This is a genomic window from Vibrio quintilis (assembly GCF_024529975.1).
Lineage (GTDB): Bacteria > Pseudomonadota > Gammaproteobacteria > Enterobacterales > Vibrionaceae > Vibrio > Vibrio quintilis.
This window is the reverse complement of the sequence record NZ_AP024897.1, coordinates 2,888,109-2,904,849: the sequence shown is the minus strand read 5'-3', so window position 1 is coordinate 2,904,849 and position 16,741 is coordinate 2,888,109. Positions and strand designations below refer to the sequence as shown.

The window sequence follows — 16,741 nt, the reverse complement described above, 5'->3', positions numbered from 1 at the left end:
CTTCTTTTTTATGGCGGTCACATCAGAAATATTTGAATTTTTGGATTGCTTGATTTGACTGCATACATCCTTGATGTGGGGAAACTAAACTGAGCAAAAACTGATGTCAGTTATTATTTCTGATTCAATGGATTGGAACATTCCATTCACTTTTCTGTCATAGACTTTTAACGATTGTACGGTCACACTTTGCAAAAGTGCCGGATTGTCTCTGTACCGGCCTGGTTGACCAATGATTCTCACTTGCCCGAATGACTGAAAGGACATGCTATGACCATCATGCAGAAGGTTTACTGGCTGATTGCCACGCTGGGTAACCTGTTTTTCTTCTCCCTTTATTTCCTGACCGACAATTTCTTCTCGTTGACGCTGGCGGGTCTCACTCTGGTTTATACCCTGGTCGGGTTTTATGATCTCTTTTTTGGCCATCACAGCCTGAACCGCCTTTATCCCGTTGTGGCTTATCTGCGTTATTTTCTTGAATCGTTCCGGGTTGAGATCCAGCAATATTTTATTGCCAGTGACACCGAAGAGCGACCGTTTAACCGTGAACAGCGTTCTCTGGTATATCAGCGGGCTAAAAATGTCCGCGATACCATTGCCTTCGGCACCCAGCGGAACCTGCTCGAAGAAAATTACCTGAGCCTGTGGCACTCGCTGGCACCTCAAAAAGTGCAGGAGAGTGAAAAGCGGGTCCGGATCGGTGGGCCGGATTGTCAGCAGCCTTATGATGCGTCTTACCTGAATATTTCGGCAATGAGTTTTGGCGCCCTGAGCCACAATGCGATTGAAGCGCTCAACCTCGGCGCAAAAAAAGCCGGTTGTTTTCATAATACCGGTGAAGGAGGGGTCAGCCCTTATCATATCCGGCATGGCGGTGATTTGGTCTGGCAGATTGGTTCCGGGCTGTTCGGATGCCGGGACTCAGAGGGCAACTTTGATGAGGCGGCATTTCAGGCGACGGCAGGCCGCGAACAGATCAAAATGATTGAGATTAAACTCAGTCAGGGTGCAAAACCGGGCCACGGTGGCGTGTTGCCACAATCTAAAATTACCCCGGAGATTGCAGAGATTCGTCAGGTACCGATGGATCGGGACTGTGTTTCTCCGGCGGTGAACCCTGAATGTACCACGCCACTGGCACTGCTGGCATTTCTGCAAAGACTGCGTGAGCTGAGTGGTGGTAAGCCGGTCGGATTCAAACTATGCCTTGGTAATCCGGTTGAATTTCTCGGCATTTGTAAGGCGATGCTGCAAACCGGCATCACACCGGACTTTATCACGGTCGATGGCGCGGAAGGCGGTACCGGGGCCGCGCCGGTTGAGTTCAGTAACCGTCTGGGCATGTTGTGTCTGGAAGGCGTGTCACTGGTGCATAATGCATTGATTGGTATTGGTTTGCGGGATAAGGTGCGGATTATTGCATCCGGTAAAACAGCATCAAGCTTTGAGTTGCTGTCTAAGATCGCCGTCGGAGCGGATACGGTCAATGCTGCGCGGACCATGATGTTTGCTCTTGGCTGTATTCAGTCACGCCACTGCAATACCAACAACTGTCCGACGGGTATTGCGACGCAGGATGCTACCCGTTCAAAAGCTGTTGATGTGGTTAAAAAGAGCGAGCGGGTGAAGAATTACCATCATAATACACTGGAGAGCTTTTATGAGCTGGTGGGCAGTATGGGGTTGCATTCTCCGTGTCAGCTCAGACCACACATGTTAAAACAGCGCTCAGCTAACGGGGGATTACAGCCGGTTGAAACACACATCACACCACTTGCGCCGGGTGCGCTGATCCATGATGTGTCGGCATTAAGTCCGGACTGGCGCAGATGGTGGCAACAAAGTCAGGCGGAACAATATGCCGGTGATGATGATATTTACATTTTATCCCCGGCGAATTTTGGATGAAAAAAACAGGCTCTCCGGAGCCTGTTGTATTTACAGAAAGACATCAGATCGTCCTGCCCGTGCAAAGGGGGTTAAGCAATGGCACTGTTTAAAATCTTTTCAGACTCTTCCAGCGTTATTGCGCCATTTTCCCCGAGGGCTGTCATGCCATGTTTGTCCAGCTGTTGAACTACGGCACTGACTGCGGCTTCTTTACTGGTTTCATACTGTTCGAAATGGGTGGCAACATCCAGCTGATGATAGAACTGCTCAATCGCATCGATGGTCTGTTCTGCGGAACAGTCTGCGCCGAGTGAGAACACGTTTCTGCCCATCTGCTCAAGTTTTTCACGCTTGGCTTCAATCTGGTTTCTCAGCAGTGATGGCTGAACAATCGCCAGAGAACGGGCATGAGCAACGCCCCATAACGCGGTAAATTCATGGCCCAGCATATGCGTTGCCCAGTCTTGCGGCACACCGGCACCAATTAAACCATTAAGTGCCTGATTGGCTGTCCACATCAGGTTGGCGCGCCATTCGTCATTGTCACGGTCTGCAAATTGCTCACCCAGAGTTTTCAGGCTTCTGAGCAGCCCTTCTGCATAGGCATCCTGAACATAAGCACCGGTATTTTTGGTGATGTACTGCTCACAGGTATGAACCCACGCATCCACCAGGCCGTTCAGCAGCTGATTTTCCGGCAATGTTTTCATTACATCCGGGTCCATTACTGCGAATTGCGGGTGAACATATGGCGTCATAAAGGCCAGTTTGTCTTGAGTTTCTGCTTTGGTAATCACTGCGCCACAGTTGGATTCTGAACCTGTGGCCGGCAGTGTCAGAACTGTGCCGATGGCAACGGCTTCTGTCACGGTATGTTTGCGGGTCAGTATATCCCAGCCGTCGCCTTCATAGGTTGCTGCGGCAGCCACATATTTCGAGCCATCAATCACGGAACCACCGCCAACCGCGAGGATAAAGTCGATGTTTTCTGCTTTGACGACTTGGACCGCTTTATCCAGCGTTTCTTTGGTTGGGTTCGGTTCAACACCGGAAAACTCCAGCCATTCGTATCCTTCCAGCGCGGTTTTCACCTGCTCATAAACGCCGTTTTTCTTGATTGAGCCGCCACCGTAAATCATCAGGACTTTTTTATCCGCCGGAATGGCATTTTTTATCGCAGCAATCTGCCCCTGACCAAAGAAAATCGTGGTTGGGTTTGAATAGGTAAATTGCATGTCGCTTCCTCTCTCTGACTTGATTTGCTTCTGTGTGATGTGCATATTAGTATTGAAATTGACCTTTATATAGAGCAAATTCTCTATAAATAGTGCCTGATTCTATTTAATTGGTGGTGGTATGTCGTTAGTTCAGTGGTTAAATACCTATGTGGAACAGCAGAATCTTCAGGATTTGGACGGGGCGCAGGAGACTGCCATCCCCGGCGTGTGGTTTTTCCGCAGTCAGTCCGGGAATCCGAGGTTGCCGATGCTCTATCAGTCAGGCATTCTGATTTTAGCGCAGGGGAATAAACGCATTCATCTCAATCAAAATCAGGTGATGTATGGTCCGAATGATTATCTGGTGGTGGGCGTGCCGCTGCCCTTAGAGTGTGAAGCGATAGCCGAACCGGGAAAGCCGATTCTGGGCATTTCGATCCGGATTGCACCGGCATTGCTACAGAAGTTAGTGCATAAAATCGAATCCGCCGGTTATCAGGCCGGGCGGCCCTGCGGCAAAGAAACCTGCGGTCTTCGATCCGTTGCGATGAATGAACGAATGGCAGACACCTGTATCCGGCTGGTAAAGGCATTATGTAATGAGCTGGATACAAAGGTGATTGGCCCGGCCATTCTGGAAGAGCTGGTTTACCGGGTGCTAATCAATGATGAAGGCCGGGTGCTGTTTGATTTGGCACATAAGGAAGGCTACTACTCACGGGTTGCGGCAGTGCTGGACCGGGTGCATCAGGATTACAGCCAGAATCTGAGCGTTAATGAGCTGGCAAAACAAGCCAATATGAGTGTCTCCGCCTTCTATAATGCATTTCGCAGTGTCACCATGGCATCGCCGGTGCAGTATATCAAGCAGGTGAGACTGAGCCGCGCCAGAGAACTGATTCAGCTCGATGGCCGAAAAGTCAACGAAGCTGCCCGGATGGTCGGTTACACCAGTGCTTCTCAGTTTCACCGGGAATACAAACGTCTGTTTAAGGAAACGCCCAGAGAGGATAAGTATTTGCCATGACCTGTTCAGAGGAAGACGGTGGCCGGGTGATTCAATGCTCTGATAGCGAAAACGAAACCGACACTTTCAATCCCGTTTTCTGATTCAGCAGGTCGTCGGACAAAGACAGTTCTCCGCCCATTTTCCTGACTGCTGCTGACACAAAGCTCAGCCCGAGACCATTCCCTTCACTTTGTCGGCTCTGATCACTCCGGTAGAATTTTTCGCACAGGCGGGAGAGGCCGGCTTTGCCGGCGCCACCACTTTGATCCGCAATGTTCAGGGTGATTCGTTCGTCCGTGCTTTCGGTCCAGATCGCAATGTCGCTGCCTTCGGCATTAAACTTACACGAGTTGTCGAGAATATTGCACAGCGCATGAAACAGAAGCGCCCGGCTGGTAACTATCTGTTCATTCTCTGCAATGCTGACAGACAGTGTTTGCCTGCGGTCTTCTAACACCGGCCCGTACAGGTCAAGTACATCTTCAACCATGCCGGACAGATTGATTGTTTCCATCTCAACCCGCTCGCTGTTGGTTTCCAGACGGCTGATTTTCAGCAGCATGTTAAAGGTGCTTAACAGCTTTTCTGTCATCTGTTCTACTTCAGCCAGCTCCGGCTGGCGCTGTGCCAGTACCTGAACCCGGTGATAGACAGAAGTCAGGGGAGTGCGGAGATCGTGAGCGATATTATTGGCCTGCTGCCGGGTTTTTTCCGCAGCAGTTTCCAGCTCTTCAAGCATGGCATTGATTTCATGGATTGTTTCGGCTAACGGCCCGCTCAGGTTGTGGTCTGGAATCCGGTGTCTGGCACTTTGGGCCCGGCGAATATCGATACTGGTTTGATTGACATCCCTGAGCCGCTTTTTGATGCCCTGAATCATGTAATGAGCGGCAAAAAGTCCGGCGAGCAGGACTGCGATAACAGAGTAGAGCAGGGGTTCAATAAAGCGGAGCTGGCTTTGGACAAACGCCGGTGACAAGGTAATCACAACCTGTTGCCACTTCTCTCCAACCGGCAGCCAGATATCGGTACTGAGTAATTCTTCGTCGTCGCTGATGGTGAGGGTTCGGATCCCGGTGTCTTCTGTTGGGTCAAATATGGGGCCGGATTCTTCAAACAGCGCTGCATCCTCTGCTTCCGGTTCAGTATATGCTGCCTGTTCAAATGCCTGAGCTGATATCGGTGTTTTGAACTGATAGCGGAAAATGTTCTCCTGATCGTGAAGTAACAGCTGTTTGGCTTCTGTCGGTCCTTCTTCAGCCCACAGGGTTTCCAGATATTGTGCTTCATCTTCAAGCAGCGGAATGATGCTGTTTTCCATCATCCGGAAGCTGATAGTCTCTCTGGTGAACATCAGCAGGCAGACGCACAGTAAGGCCAGTCCCCAGTAAATATAAAGAAAACGTTTGAAAGGATCTTTGAGCCAGTTCATTGCCGGACCTCCAGAACATACCCGGCTCCGCGGACGGTATGCAGCAGCGGCTGATATCCGGGTAAATCGATTTTCTTTCTTAACCGGCTGATGTGGACATCAATCACATTGGTTTGTGGATCAAAATGATGATTCCAGACCTTTTCCAGTAGCATGGTGCGCGTGACCACGTGACCGGGATTATCCAGTAAGTATTTCAGGATCTGGAATTCACGGTTGTTGAGCAGAATTTCATGCTCTCCCCTGAATGCCTTGCGGGACAGTAAATCCAGCGTTAAGGAATCCACGCGAAGCGTCTGTCCGGCCTGTTGTGACTCCGGACGGGGATTGCGGCGCCGGGCGAGAATTTCGACTCTTGCCAGCAGCTCAGTGTAGGCAAAGGGCTTGACCAGATAGTCATCACTGCCGGTTTTTAATCCTTTCACCCGCTCTTCCACGCTGTCCAGGGCACTTAATATCAGCACCGGGGTCTGCTTCCCTGCACTACGCAGGGCCTGAATCATTTGTAAGCCGTCCATTTCCGGCATCATCCGGTCACAGATAATCACGTCATACTCAGTCTGAAGTGCGCATATCAGGCCCAGTTTGCCGTTTTCAGCCACGTCGGTCTGGAGCCCCGACTGTTCCAGGCTCTGGCTCAGAAAGCGGGATTGTTCAGGGTTGTCTTCAACAAGCAGAATTTTCATATATATGGTCAGAAACGATTTAATCTATAACGTTATTTTATGATCGATAGATACCGGCGTCACGCCAGAGTCTGTTAACTAAGTAACTGTTCCTGAAGATGCCCCACTTCAGGTGAAGCGGCAGATATCGATAAGCAAACCTCCCGCGCCTGGGAAGGCACGGCAGAGTCCCGGGGATGGGGCCATGCCGTGTCTGTGTCCGATATCAGCCTCAGTGACCTGCAATGAGGAAGGATCGTTTAGTTGCTGAAGTCGTCCGCCGGGTCATCCATTACGATATCGTATTCTGTTTCCACATCTTCAGGTTCAGTCTCCTCAAAAGGCCGGCTATCGATAATTTTGAGATTATCGGCCCGGATAGTCAGCTGTATGACCGGAGACAGATCATCATTACTTTCCAGTTCAACGAGGTAGACATAGCCGGTTTCCGGTAAGAAGACTTTTCTGGCTGCAACCACTTCACCTTCATGGGTTTTACTGACTGATGCCAGTACAGCCGCTAAATCGTAACGGCTTTGATAGCTGCCGGACAGATCAACACCGGTGTTGCCATCAATGATAACGATGTCATCAGAGACTGGCTGCGACAGATAAGCCATGTAAACCAGTTTTCCGTGTCTGCCTTCTACCAGCTCAATCGAGTCATAAGGGCCGGGTTTTACTTTTTGTATCTGTGCCAGCGCATCAGTTGCATTCATATAGTGAATGTCACTTGGTCCGCTGATGCCGGGATTGGCACTCCACGCATTGAAAGCAAGCAGAGAACCGGCAGCCAGGGTGAATAAAGCGCTTTTTTTCATGATGATATTCCTGATCGTTCGTGAATGTGTGATCAGATTAAAACAGCAAGCTAACCAGTCTCTGAACACAAGATGACAAATTGTTCATGTTCAGGCGGCTCAGGTAACAAAGGCTGGCAGAGTGGATCAGCCGGGCGGTATGACAGCCTCTGTAATAAGCTGTAATAGTTTTTCTGCCCGCTCCGGGAGTAGGGTGTATGGGGCGCCGGTGAGGTATGACGCCGGGAATATCAGACAGCGGACAAAGGAGCGAAGTATGTGTACCAATATGACATTAAAGGCAGCTGATGGAAGCGTTATTGTTGCCAGAAGTATGGAAAATGCGGCCCCGATGGATTCAGAAGTTTTTTTTCGTGCCAGAGAAACCGTTTATCACCAGGATATTGATCAGATTGATACATGGCTGAAGATGTTAAATCATCTGGCACATGCAAATCCTGACAGTGAGCCGACCGTAGCGCTGCGCGACAGACGGTTGCTTTCATGGCAGGGGCAATACGCCTTTGTCGGTATTACGGTGTTAGAGTCCGGTGTCGCATCGCACGGGATGAATGAAAAAGGTTTGGTGACCGGCACCATGACTCTGACGGTCAGTGAATATCATGCCTACGAAGAAATAAACAATAATCTGGTTTATCTGTATTTAACCAACTTTCTTTTGAGTAACTGCGCGACATGTCAGGACGTGATTGACGGGTTTGAACAGGGCTTTCAGATCCGGATACCCGGTGAGGAAGGGACGCAGGAAACCCGGATTAGTGTGATTAACCCTTTTGAAAATCTGGATTCCGGGTTTTATTGCCATTTCCCGGTGAACGATGCCAAAGGGAATGCACTGGTGATCGAATATATCGACGGGCAGTTGCAGATTCATGATAATACCGGGATTGGTGTTTTAACCAATGCGCCGGATTTTCAATGGCAGGTAACGAATTTAAGCAATTATACTCATGTTCAGCCCGTCAATATTCAGGGCATTGACAGCCTGATAAACACACCCCAATCTCATCGATATGCACCATCCAGTGGAGGCGTCCGCCCGGACCATGCGCTGAAATACCGGGGCATTGTCAGAAATCCGCTCGCTCATATGAAAGGCGATCTGAATGTACAGGGGACTGGCTTTGTTGGCATGCCCGGAAGTTCAACCCCTGCCGACCGGTTCGTCAGAGCCCACAAAATGGCGACTTATGCTTATCAGCCGGAAACCGCAGAGCAGGCTGTTGTCACCGCATCACATCTTCTCAATACCGTGGACATTCCGTTGGGCACTTCCAGAGAATGGATTCAAAGTGATGAAAGTAACAACAGCAGTGATTATACCCAGTGGGTGACGATCTCTGATACCGCCGGGCTGAAATATTATATCCGTGGTTATGACAGTCCACTGATGTATTCAATTGATTTGAATGATTTTAAAGATGATTCGCCCAATACACTGAATCAGTATCAGCTGTCGATTCCCGGCTTCAATGTTTCTCCTGAAACTATTGCAATTCCTCTGCGGAAAGGGGCCTGAGGTTTGTTTGATTTCTGTTTGGGTGAAAATAATCTATCTATACCCAAGCAACCTGCATCTTCAGGTTGTTTGGGTTTATTTCATATTTTCAGTGGGTTAACTCAGTCAATGAGCAATAAACAATGGATAAAACATTACATGGGCGTATTTCAATTAATCCGGATACATTAAAATTATTGAGAAAAAAAAGGTCTGAGTCAGGAAAAACTGGCAGATGAATGTTTTAAAAGACGGTTATCTGTTTCCGTTGGTTCGATTAAACGGGCGGAAGCAGGTAAAAATGTGTTGTACCGGACGGTGACCCACCTGGCCTCTTTTTTTGATGTCACGATCGATAAACTGATGGATGATGTTCCTCCATCATTATGGAAATATGCCGTGATCAACCAGGGTGAGCCGGAACCATGTATCGGGCGGGACCGGGAACTTTCACAATTACAACAGCTTTATAAAAAAGCGTTTGAAAGACGACAAACTGTTGGTGTTTCCGGCATGCATGGTCTTGGAAAAACTAATCTGATTCGCCATTTCTTATCTCATACCGTGCATACGGGTAAACGTGTGTTGTATATCCATATTAATCCGTCTTTTTCTTTTACAGCCAGATTGAGCCGGTTACTTCTCGATATCTCTGAAAAAGCAGATGATGAAGTGGTCCGTGAACGGATAAAAGCCTGTGTAAAATCATCTCTGTTATACTTTTATCTGCTTCGGGTCACTGGTGTTCATCTGAATCCAGCTGAAGCACTGGCTCTGGAGAAGCTGAGCCCCGGCAGGTTATCCGATATAGAAGTGCTGGCGGTGATGGTGCTGCTCCAACAAATCAGCCAGCGGAAAATTTCAGTTCTGGCTATTGATGGATTACATGAAGCAGAAGCGCATCAGCTCCAATGGGTCCGGACTTTCATTAATAATAGTGCGACTCAACCCTTACTGATCATTTTAGGCATCACCGACGTGTATCAGTTCTCTTTTCTCCCACTGTGGCTTCAACAGGTTGAAATGATCCGGCTTAAACCTCTGGATGAAGCAACAATGATATCGCTTGCCAATATATTTTCTGATGCACAGTTATCAGGCAAGGTCGTATGTGATGCCCACAAACATATTTCTGTCCGGCGGGCCTGTGGGTATCCGGCCATATTGAAAATGCTGATTGAATCACATCAACCTGCACAGGATTGTCCCGAAAAATTATATCAGACCATAATGGTGAAATTCTCACAACTGTCAGCGACTCAGATAAGACTTCTCAAATTTTTGGCCTGCTTTGGTGTCGCAGTCAGCCTGAAATTGATCGATATGCTTTTTTCCCGGTTATCAATTACAGCGGTTACTCCGTTGCATGAGCTGGTGTGTATGGGTTTTTTATATCCACAGCAGGATGCGTATATTTTTCGCCATGTATTGATATGGGAAATCGTCAGAAAGCAAGTCAGTGAAAAAGACCGGCAAGACTGGCAAGCCATTTGCCAGAGGCACACATTTCCTGCTCAGGATAGTAAGTGATCCGAAAGTGATCCGTTTTGTTGGAGTGCTTTGAGTTAATTTTTTCTGCGTCAGGTCATGCTATATGGCGTCACCGGTTGTGGATATCCCATCCGGAATAGCTTGCTGGCAACGTCTCTGGCAGGAGAAAAAAGAAACCTTATTTTGATTTTTCCTGGCCCAGCTATACCCATGCATCTTCAGGTTGCTTGGGTATATATAAAAACTTTTTATGAAAAGGTTGATTTATTTCAGGTCAATCTAAGGAGTATTGAGTGAATACAAACTATCAAGGGAACTGTGTATCAAACGGCTTTTATCCGAAAAAACGTGATAACAAAAAAATATTAATCAGGGAGTTTATTAATCATTCAACAGGTTTTTGGGATATATGGGAAACCTATGAAAAGTTATTATTCAACTATTGTTTTTATAATCTGACCGATAAAAATTACCATGATGCAGAGGATCTATGCCGGGATACATTAGTAAAAGCATATGAAAAGATAGAAATCATTAATCCGGATACACCAGTAAAAGGTTGGTTATTCCGGGTGGCGAGAAACACATTTTATGATCAAATCAGAAAAAACAGGGTGAAAGAGAAATATTGCAAGAATGAATTGTTTATTGAATCTACATCACAGGATGCTCTCTATCAGCAAGTTCTAAATGAAAGACTTATGAAATTTATTATGAAAGCGCTGTCTGATGTTTCAAAAATAAATGACATGATTGCTATGGATTATTTTATAAATGATAAAGGCTATAGCCAAATCAGTTCGGAATATAGTATTTCTGAAGCCTATGCCAGAAAGGTTATTTGCAGGTTCAGGAAGAAAATGAAATCTAATATACCCAAACAACCTGCATCTTCAGGTTGCTTGGGTATGAACTGAATCTTTAAAAAATGGAACAACTCGTACTCTAAAACGTTTACTAATAAAGCCCACTGGTTTGGCTAACAATATAATTTATGAATCAGGAGAAAGAAATGAGCTGTGATACTCAAATAACTTACGTTAACAAATCTGTTAATAGGGATATGCCAAAAATATTTGTATTTGCAACAAATGAAATCGCATCCTTCAGTGCATTAAGAGATGGAATTGCCTGGAAAGTGATTGAAAATATAGGCCAGGATTCAATGAGTCGATTCGTTTATCCGGCACAAACACAGATATATGCTTCCTGGGGACATAATTGTAATCAAACGAAAGCAATGAATTGTTCAGCAGGAAAGCGTTACACAGTGACAGAAGATAACTCTGGTATCATTTTAATTGAAAATGGTAATTCACTGAAAAAAAATGAAATTGAATTAACCAATGAGATTAAAGTGCAGAATGGAGTCAGTGCATATCTGATTAAGAATGGAGCAAATCTGGTTAAGAAAAATACTGTTGCATACGGGCAAAAAGCCTCTTTTCTTCTTAAACCCAAACTATTCTGGGGGATTGCTTCTGAAATTCAGCAATCAAGTGCCATCAGTTCAGCAGTGCTGGATTCAGAACATTTCTTTGAACAAAACCTGGATAGTGTGTCTTCTGTAACGGTTTCACTGAATGGTAATGCTAAAGAAGGTTATACATTTAAAGTTGAAGAGCAGGAATAAAATATAAGGTCAATGAAATGATGACACATATAAAATTCATTAATAAATCAATGAATAGAAACTTACCACAAGTTTTTATAACGGCTAATAATGAAATATCTGCTTTTAATTCTTTAGTTGATGGTATTGCATGGCGAGTAATTAAAAAAATTGGCAGAGGTTCAATTGCTAATTTTTATTTTGATACAGATTTTACTATTCGAGCAGGTTGGGATAATGGTGTTAATCTGACAAGGTTATTACCTGCAATTCCTGGAAAAAAATATGAGGTGACTCAGGATGATACTGGGGTTGTACTCGAAGAAATGGGAAACTCAGCAGATCAAAACATTATTGAGTTAGTAAATAACATTTGTGTGGATAATGGATTGCTCGCTCAGTTATATAATGACAATAAAATAATTATGGGTAAAAAAATCGTTGGGTATAAGCAAAGTGCAGTATTTAAACCTGCCCGGAAACTCTACTGGGGACTGGCTTCGGAAATTTGTGAAGGAAAGGGTTTGGCATCTGAGTCCGCAATACTAAATACCAGCGATCTTTTTGAATTAGATTTAGATGGTGTCTCTGAAGTTTTAGTTTCATTAAATGGAAATGCAAGGGGTGGTTATTATTTTCAGGTTGAAAGTAGAAGTTAAGTAACGGGTTTGGTTTTGATTTAATGTTATTTTTAATCTATGAAATATTGATTTGTTTAAATTGATTCTGACTATAGATGAGTCATTCAGATTAATAACCTGTGAACTCTATAATCATCATTATCATCAACATAAGTTAAGGAAAAATACCATGAGTAATTCCATTGTTCTCACGTCAAAGTATGAAGTTAATGATACTGTAAAATTTAAAGCATCTCTGGCAGAAAGTCTGGGGTCGGATACTGATTTACAGAAAAGAATTAAAGTGATACTCGACCAGGTAGCGAAAGAAGCAAAAGCTTCTATGCCAAAGGATAGTAAAGTTTCAATTCGATCGGTTATTAAAACACAGTCTGGTGATGGTAAAGATCCGATTGAATTAGAAGTCAAAGGTGAAGAATCAACATTGACAGTATCCGGAACGATTAATCAGACACTGGACGTTGTTGTGACTGATGCATTTTCACTGGATAGTGATGTCGATACAAGTGTTTCATATACAAAAGAATATTCATTAACAGACCACCAGTCTGCTTCAAGGATAGTGAATATTTTATCTGCGCTGAAGGCGTTTGATGAAGGAAAAAAATTCGATAACGCGTTGATTTCTGCTGACCTTAAAAGTGATGCACAGGAATCTGAAAACACTGCAGGTTAAACATTCTGATCAGTTTGTACCTGCCAATCATATCCATATATTAACTACAGAGGAAAAACATATGTCTTCAAATATTGAAATTACTTATATCAATAAATCAATGAACAAAGATCTGCCAAAGATTTTTGTATTTACGAAAAATGAAACCCCAACCTTTGATGCTCTGAAAGAAGGTGTTGCCTGGCGGGTGATTCCTGATATTGGCCGCTCTTCGTCAAGCACATTTATTTTTCCGGTTGAAACCAGTGTGGGTGCAACCTGGCAAAGCGGACAGAATAAAACCCAAAAGCTGTCATCCGTGATTGGTAAGCGTTATACAATCAGTAAAGATGAAACCGGCGTCGTTTTAGCAGCTAACGGGAATGCTTCTGATACCAAGTCCATCGATGTGAATAACGATGTCAATGTACCCAACGGCATCAGTGCGCAACTTTATAAAGACGGCAAACTGATGATGGAAAAGAAAATCGTGGGTTTTGGTCAAAAAGCCACCTTTGTCCTCAAGCCCAAGCTTTACTGGGGACTTGCATCAGAAATTGAAGAAAGCCAGCTGTTAAATTCTGCTGTACTCAATACTGACAGTTTCTTTGAACAAGACCTGGAAGGTGTCACCAAGGCAACGGTTTCACTCAACGGCAATGCAGAAGACGGTTACAGCTTCAAAATTGAAAGCCAGGAATAATCGATCAAACCATTCTGTAGACAGACAAACCTAACATATGATGAACAAGGAGAAATTTATGCCTTCAAATATTGAAATTACTTATATCAATAAATCAATGAACAAAGATCTGCCAAAGATTTTTGTATTTACGAAAAATGAAACCCCAACCTTTGATGCTCTGAAAGAAGGTGTTGCCTGGCGGGTGATTCCTGATATTGGCCGCTCTTCGTCAAGCACATTTATTTTTCCGGTTGAAACCTGCGTGGGTGCAACCTGGCAAAATGGTCAGAATAAAACCCAAAAGCTGTCATCCGTGATTGGCAAGCGTTATACAATCAGTAAAGATGAAACCGGCGTCGTTTTAGCAGCCAACGGAAATGCTTCTGATACCAAGTCCATCGATGTGAATAACGATGTCAATGTACCCAACGGCATCAGTGCGCAACTTTATAAAGACGGCAAACTGATGATGGAAAAGAAAATCGTGGGTTTTGGTCAAAAAGCCACCTTTGTCCTCAAGCCCAAGCTTTACTGGGGACTTGCATCAGAAATTGAAGAAAGCCAGCTGTTAAATTCTGCTGTACTCAATACTGATACTTTCTTTGAACAAGATCTGGAAGGTGTCACCAAGGCAACGGTGTCACTCAATGGGAATGCTGAAGACGGTTACAGCTTTAAAATTGAAAGTCAGGAATAAGTTATTCCTGTCCTGAAATCATTATTGTCCTGATTTATTAAGATACATTTTCTCAATGTAATTTAACCTTCATTGTAATAATAACGTACTGTAGATCGTTTTATTAAAAGTGGCTGCTTCAGCATAGTCATTGGGAGAGTCGTATCTTATTTTTGGCAATAATTACATGTGATTAATCTTTTTATTCATTAAAGGATAAATTATGGCTTTTAAATTAAAAAAATATACAGCTCCACATGATGTTATCACTCAGACTGACTACGCACCTACACAGAGTTACGACCATAAATATTCACAATTTGGTTGGGATCCTGACTTGAGAGATTCCGGTGTTGTCATTGGTAATAAATATCGTCTTGATGGCGATGGACCTAACCGTGTTATTAAAATAACAGCAATTGGTGTAGCAAGTAACTCTAGTACTTATACCAGAGAAGGATTGGCTTGATATATTGATATCAATATTCCCGTATTTAAAAAGGAAGATGACTGGGGGTTTAACTGGACGGGTAAACATGCTTATGTGCATATGAACATCAATCGTGAAAGTATTACCCGCCATCAAATGCAATCAGAACATCGTTATGGAAGTCGTGAAGAGAATTCAGATGCGGATGTGTTTGATGAGCGTTATAACTTTGTCTGTGATGGCCTCAATGAAAAAGGTTTGGGGATTGGTGCCCTCTATTTACCCCGTTTCAGTCAGTACCCGATAACATCAGATATCAGAGCCTGTTGATTTCAAAACCATGTGATTATAAAGCGAGTGGTGCGCCAGTACCGATGGCGTTAAACCCGGTTCCCGCTCCTGTGACTCACTGATACTGAAAGATGAGCATTCTCCGGTCCATAAAAGCAGCCGGAGCGGGATCTCCGGCTGCTTTTTTTTCATTGGGTGTATTGGTCATGATGAGTTCAGGATTGTGCTGATTAATCCACTATCATGCCTTCAGCATCCAGGGATTCCCGGGTCTGTTTCAATGCGACAGTGCTGGTTTTAAGCATATAGAAGCACCCGTCGAGATTGTTCGCTTTCTGAACGCCCACGACCGCTTTACTGGTATGGTAACCTGTGTAGTAAACACCTGACTGATAGACAAAAGTCAGGGTCCGGTTGTTTTCGGCCCAGGTTCCGGTGGCACTTGATGTGTTAAAGGTTCCGTCAGCACTCAATGTGATGCTGGTTGTGTTGTAGCTTCCGTTACATCCCCAGTCATAATTCAGTGAATAAGTACCTTCGGTCTCAACGGCCGCCGATACCATTCCTGCGAAAACCAGAGAACAAATTAAAGCAACTGATCTGATGATTGAAACTTTCATAATGACGTTCCTTTGTTAGTGAATGAAGCACATGCCTCATGAATAATTTAGTCATTAATAAAGTAAATCAGGTTGCATATTTACACTGTGTTGATGATTATGTGAATAGTATGCTGTTGTAATGAGAATTAACTTAACACTAACCGTAAAAGAAGAGATCCTGTGCCAAAAAACCACTCCGGTTGGCCGGTTTACTTTTCAAAAATGCAGTTTATTACAAAAAAGGTGTGGCACCTGTTCTGATTTATCTGAATGAAGAGTTTAAGGACAAGCATCGTTACACGCAGTATGTTATAAAGAGTGTGTCTTAATACTGATCCGGAATGAGAATACGATGAAGAAAAGCACCCAATTATGTCTTTTACTTGCTGCGCTGCCGGTCTTTTCCGCTAATGCAGACGTACTTTTGGGCGGAGATATTGAAGTCAATGCCTGGAGTCAGGATTATGAGCGTGACGGGGCAGGCGACGGAGATGATGTCAGTTATACTTTTGAAGCATCGATAGAGCATCCGATCCCGCTGATTCCAAATATTAAATTTGCTCAGTCATCGGTCGATGCCGACAGCTTTAAATATACCAAACAGGATGTCACTCTCTATTATGAGCTATTAGATAATGATCTGGTGTCTTTTGATGCCGGGGCAGGGATTACTTACCTGTCAGATGGCGAGCTGGACAGCCAGACATTTGAAGGTTATGTGCCGCATGTTTATGCTGCCGCAGAAATCGGCATTCCGGGGACACCGATCTTCTTATTCGGCAAGGGCTCTGGTGTGTCCTATTCAGACTACCAGATGCTGGATGCCTCCGCTGGTATTCAATATGAAATCGGCATGGGCTTTTTTGATCTGGAGTTGCAGGCGGGTTACCGCACCCAAACATTTAACCTGAAAAGTTTTGATGACCTGAGTGCAACTCTGGACGCAGATACCTCCGGCTTCTTTGCCGGTGTGAATATTGATTTGTAACCATGGTTTTATAAACATGGTTTTATAAACCTGGATTTATAGATATCGATATCATCTTTTTTGAGCCGGTCTGTGTCACAGGCCGGTGAAGAATAACCCCCGGTCAGAGCATCTTCTCTGGCTGTTTTTATCCCG

Annotated in this window: 18 protein-coding genes; 13 read left to right on the top strand and 5 right to left on the bottom strand. The window is 44.7% G+C overall.

All coding sequences use genetic code 11. The annotated features are described in order from the left end of the window. Positions 1 to 270: 270 nt before the first annotated feature. A complete protein-coding gene (locus OC443_RS13375) occupies positions 271 to 1,911 on the top strand; it encodes an FMN-binding glutamate synthase family protein (protein WP_073586358.1) in 1,641 nt (546 codons plus the stop codon). A gap of 71 nt (positions 1,912 to 1,982) precedes the next feature. Here the strand turns inward: OC443_RS13375 and OC443_RS13370 are convergent, their stop codons facing one another. Beyond that, entirely contained in the window at positions 1,983 to 3,128 is a 1,146-nt protein-coding gene (locus tag OC443_RS13370) for an iron-containing alcohol dehydrogenase (protein ID WP_073586357.1), read from the bottom strand. A 121-nt stretch (positions 3,129 to 3,249) separates the two neighbouring features. Between OC443_RS13370 and OC443_RS13365 the strand changes: the two genes are divergently transcribed. Next, positions 3,250 to 4,137, top strand: coding sequence for an AraC family transcriptional regulator (locus OC443_RS13365; protein ID WP_073586356.1), 888 nt, complete (start codon positions 3,250 to 3,252; stop codon positions 4,135 to 4,137). Between the two features lie 31 nt (positions 4,138 to 4,168). Here the strand turns inward: OC443_RS13365 and OC443_RS13360 are convergent, their stop codons facing one another. The 3 genes from OC443_RS13360 to OC443_RS13350 all read right to left on the bottom strand — a co-directional run bounded on the left by OC443_RS13360 (position 4,169) and on the right by OC443_RS13350 (position 7,037). Then, complete coding sequence (locus OC443_RS13360; RefSeq protein WP_073586355.1) at positions 4,169 to 5,551, bottom strand: sensor histidine kinase; 1,383 nt, start codon at positions 5,549 to 5,551, stop codon at positions 4,169 to 4,171. Then, positions 5,548 to 6,237, bottom strand: coding sequence for a response regulator (locus OC443_RS13355; protein ID WP_073586354.1), 690 nt, complete (start codon positions 6,235 to 6,237; stop codon positions 5,548 to 5,550). Before OC443_RS13355 ends, OC443_RS13360 begins: the two co-directional genes overlap by 4 nt. A 239-nt stretch (positions 6,238 to 6,476) precedes the next feature. Beyond that, on the bottom strand, positions 6,477 to 7,037 hold the full coding sequence (locus tag OC443_RS13350) for a hypothetical protein (RefSeq protein ID WP_073586353.1): 561 nt from the start codon (positions 7,035 to 7,037) through the stop codon (positions 6,477 to 6,479). A gap of 256 nt (positions 7,038 to 7,293) precedes the next feature. Between OC443_RS13350 and OC443_RS13345 the strand changes: the two genes are divergently transcribed. The 10 genes from OC443_RS13345 (at position 7,294) to OC443_RS13300 (ending at position 15,055) form a co-directional block, all read left to right on the top strand. Next, complete coding sequence (locus tag OC443_RS13345; RefSeq protein ID WP_073586352.1) at positions 7,294 to 8,556, top strand: linear amide C-N hydrolase; 1,263 nt, start codon at positions 7,294 to 7,296, stop codon at positions 8,554 to 8,556. Positions 8,557 to 8,838: 282 nt separating this feature from the next. Beyond that, positions 8,839 to 10,065, top strand: coding sequence for an AAA family ATPase (locus OC443_RS13340; RefSeq protein ID WP_073586351.1), 1,227 nt, complete (start codon positions 8,839 to 8,841; stop codon positions 10,063 to 10,065). Between the two features lie 254 nt (positions 10,066 to 10,319). Then, positions 10,320 to 10,943 carry an RNA polymerase sigma factor gene (locus OC443_RS13335; protein WP_073586350.1) on the top strand — a complete coding sequence of 208 codons (624 nt, stop codon included), beginning with the start codon at positions 10,320 to 10,322 and terminating at the stop codon, positions 10,941 to 10,943. A gap of 95 nt (positions 10,944 to 11,038) precedes the next feature. After that, the gene (locus OC443_RS13330; RefSeq protein WP_073586349.1) at positions 11,039 to 11,659 is read left to right on the top strand and encodes a hypothetical protein; all 621 of its coding nucleotides are present in this window, start codon (positions 11,039 to 11,041) and stop codon (positions 11,657 to 11,659) included. 17 nt (positions 11,660 to 11,676) lie between these two features. Then, on the top strand, positions 11,677 to 12,297 hold the full coding sequence (locus OC443_RS13325; protein WP_073586348.1) for a hypothetical protein: 621 nt from the start codon (positions 11,677 to 11,679) through the stop codon (positions 12,295 to 12,297). Between the two features lie 151 nt (positions 12,298 to 12,448). After that, positions 12,449 to 12,955: a hypothetical protein gene (locus OC443_RS13320; RefSeq protein ID WP_073586347.1), complete on the top strand. Its 507-nt coding sequence runs from the start codon at positions 12,449 to 12,451 to the stop codon at positions 12,953 to 12,955. Between the two features lie 61 nt (positions 12,956 to 13,016). Continuing rightward, positions 13,017 to 13,637: a hypothetical protein gene (locus OC443_RS13315; RefSeq protein WP_262021684.1), complete on the top strand. Its 621-nt coding sequence runs from the start codon at positions 13,017 to 13,019 to the stop codon at positions 13,635 to 13,637. A 58-nt stretch (positions 13,638 to 13,695) separates the two neighbouring features. Further along, positions 13,696 to 14,316 carry a hypothetical protein gene (locus tag OC443_RS13310; protein WP_073586345.1) on the top strand — a complete coding sequence of 207 codons (621 nt, stop codon included), beginning with the start codon at positions 13,696 to 13,698 and terminating at the stop codon, positions 14,314 to 14,316. A gap of 202 nt (positions 14,317 to 14,518) precedes the next feature. Then, on the top strand, positions 14,519 to 14,764 hold the full coding sequence (locus tag OC443_RS13305) for a hypothetical protein (RefSeq protein ID WP_073586344.1): 246 nt from the start codon (positions 14,519 to 14,521) through the stop codon (positions 14,762 to 14,764). A gap of 81 nt (positions 14,765 to 14,845) precedes the next feature. Beyond that, entirely contained in the window at positions 14,846 to 15,055 is a 210-nt protein-coding gene (locus OC443_RS13300; RefSeq protein WP_073586343.1) for a linear amide C-N hydrolase, read from the top strand. Between the two features lie 191 nt (positions 15,056 to 15,246). Here the strand turns inward: OC443_RS13300 and OC443_RS13295 are convergent, their stop codons facing one another. Continuing rightward, on the bottom strand, positions 15,247 to 15,636 hold the full coding sequence (locus OC443_RS13295; protein ID WP_073586342.1) for a hypothetical protein: 390 nt from the start codon (positions 15,634 to 15,636) through the stop codon (positions 15,247 to 15,249). Positions 15,637 to 15,970: 334 nt separating this feature from the next. Here OC443_RS13295 and OC443_RS13290 point away from each other — a divergent pair, with 334 nt between their 5' ends. Continuing rightward, positions 15,971 to 16,606 carry a TIGR04219 family outer membrane beta-barrel protein gene (locus OC443_RS13290; protein WP_073586341.1) on the top strand — a complete coding sequence of 212 codons (636 nt, stop codon included), beginning with the start codon at positions 15,971 to 15,973 and terminating at the stop codon, positions 16,604 to 16,606. Positions 16,607 to 16,741: the final 135 nt, after the last annotated feature.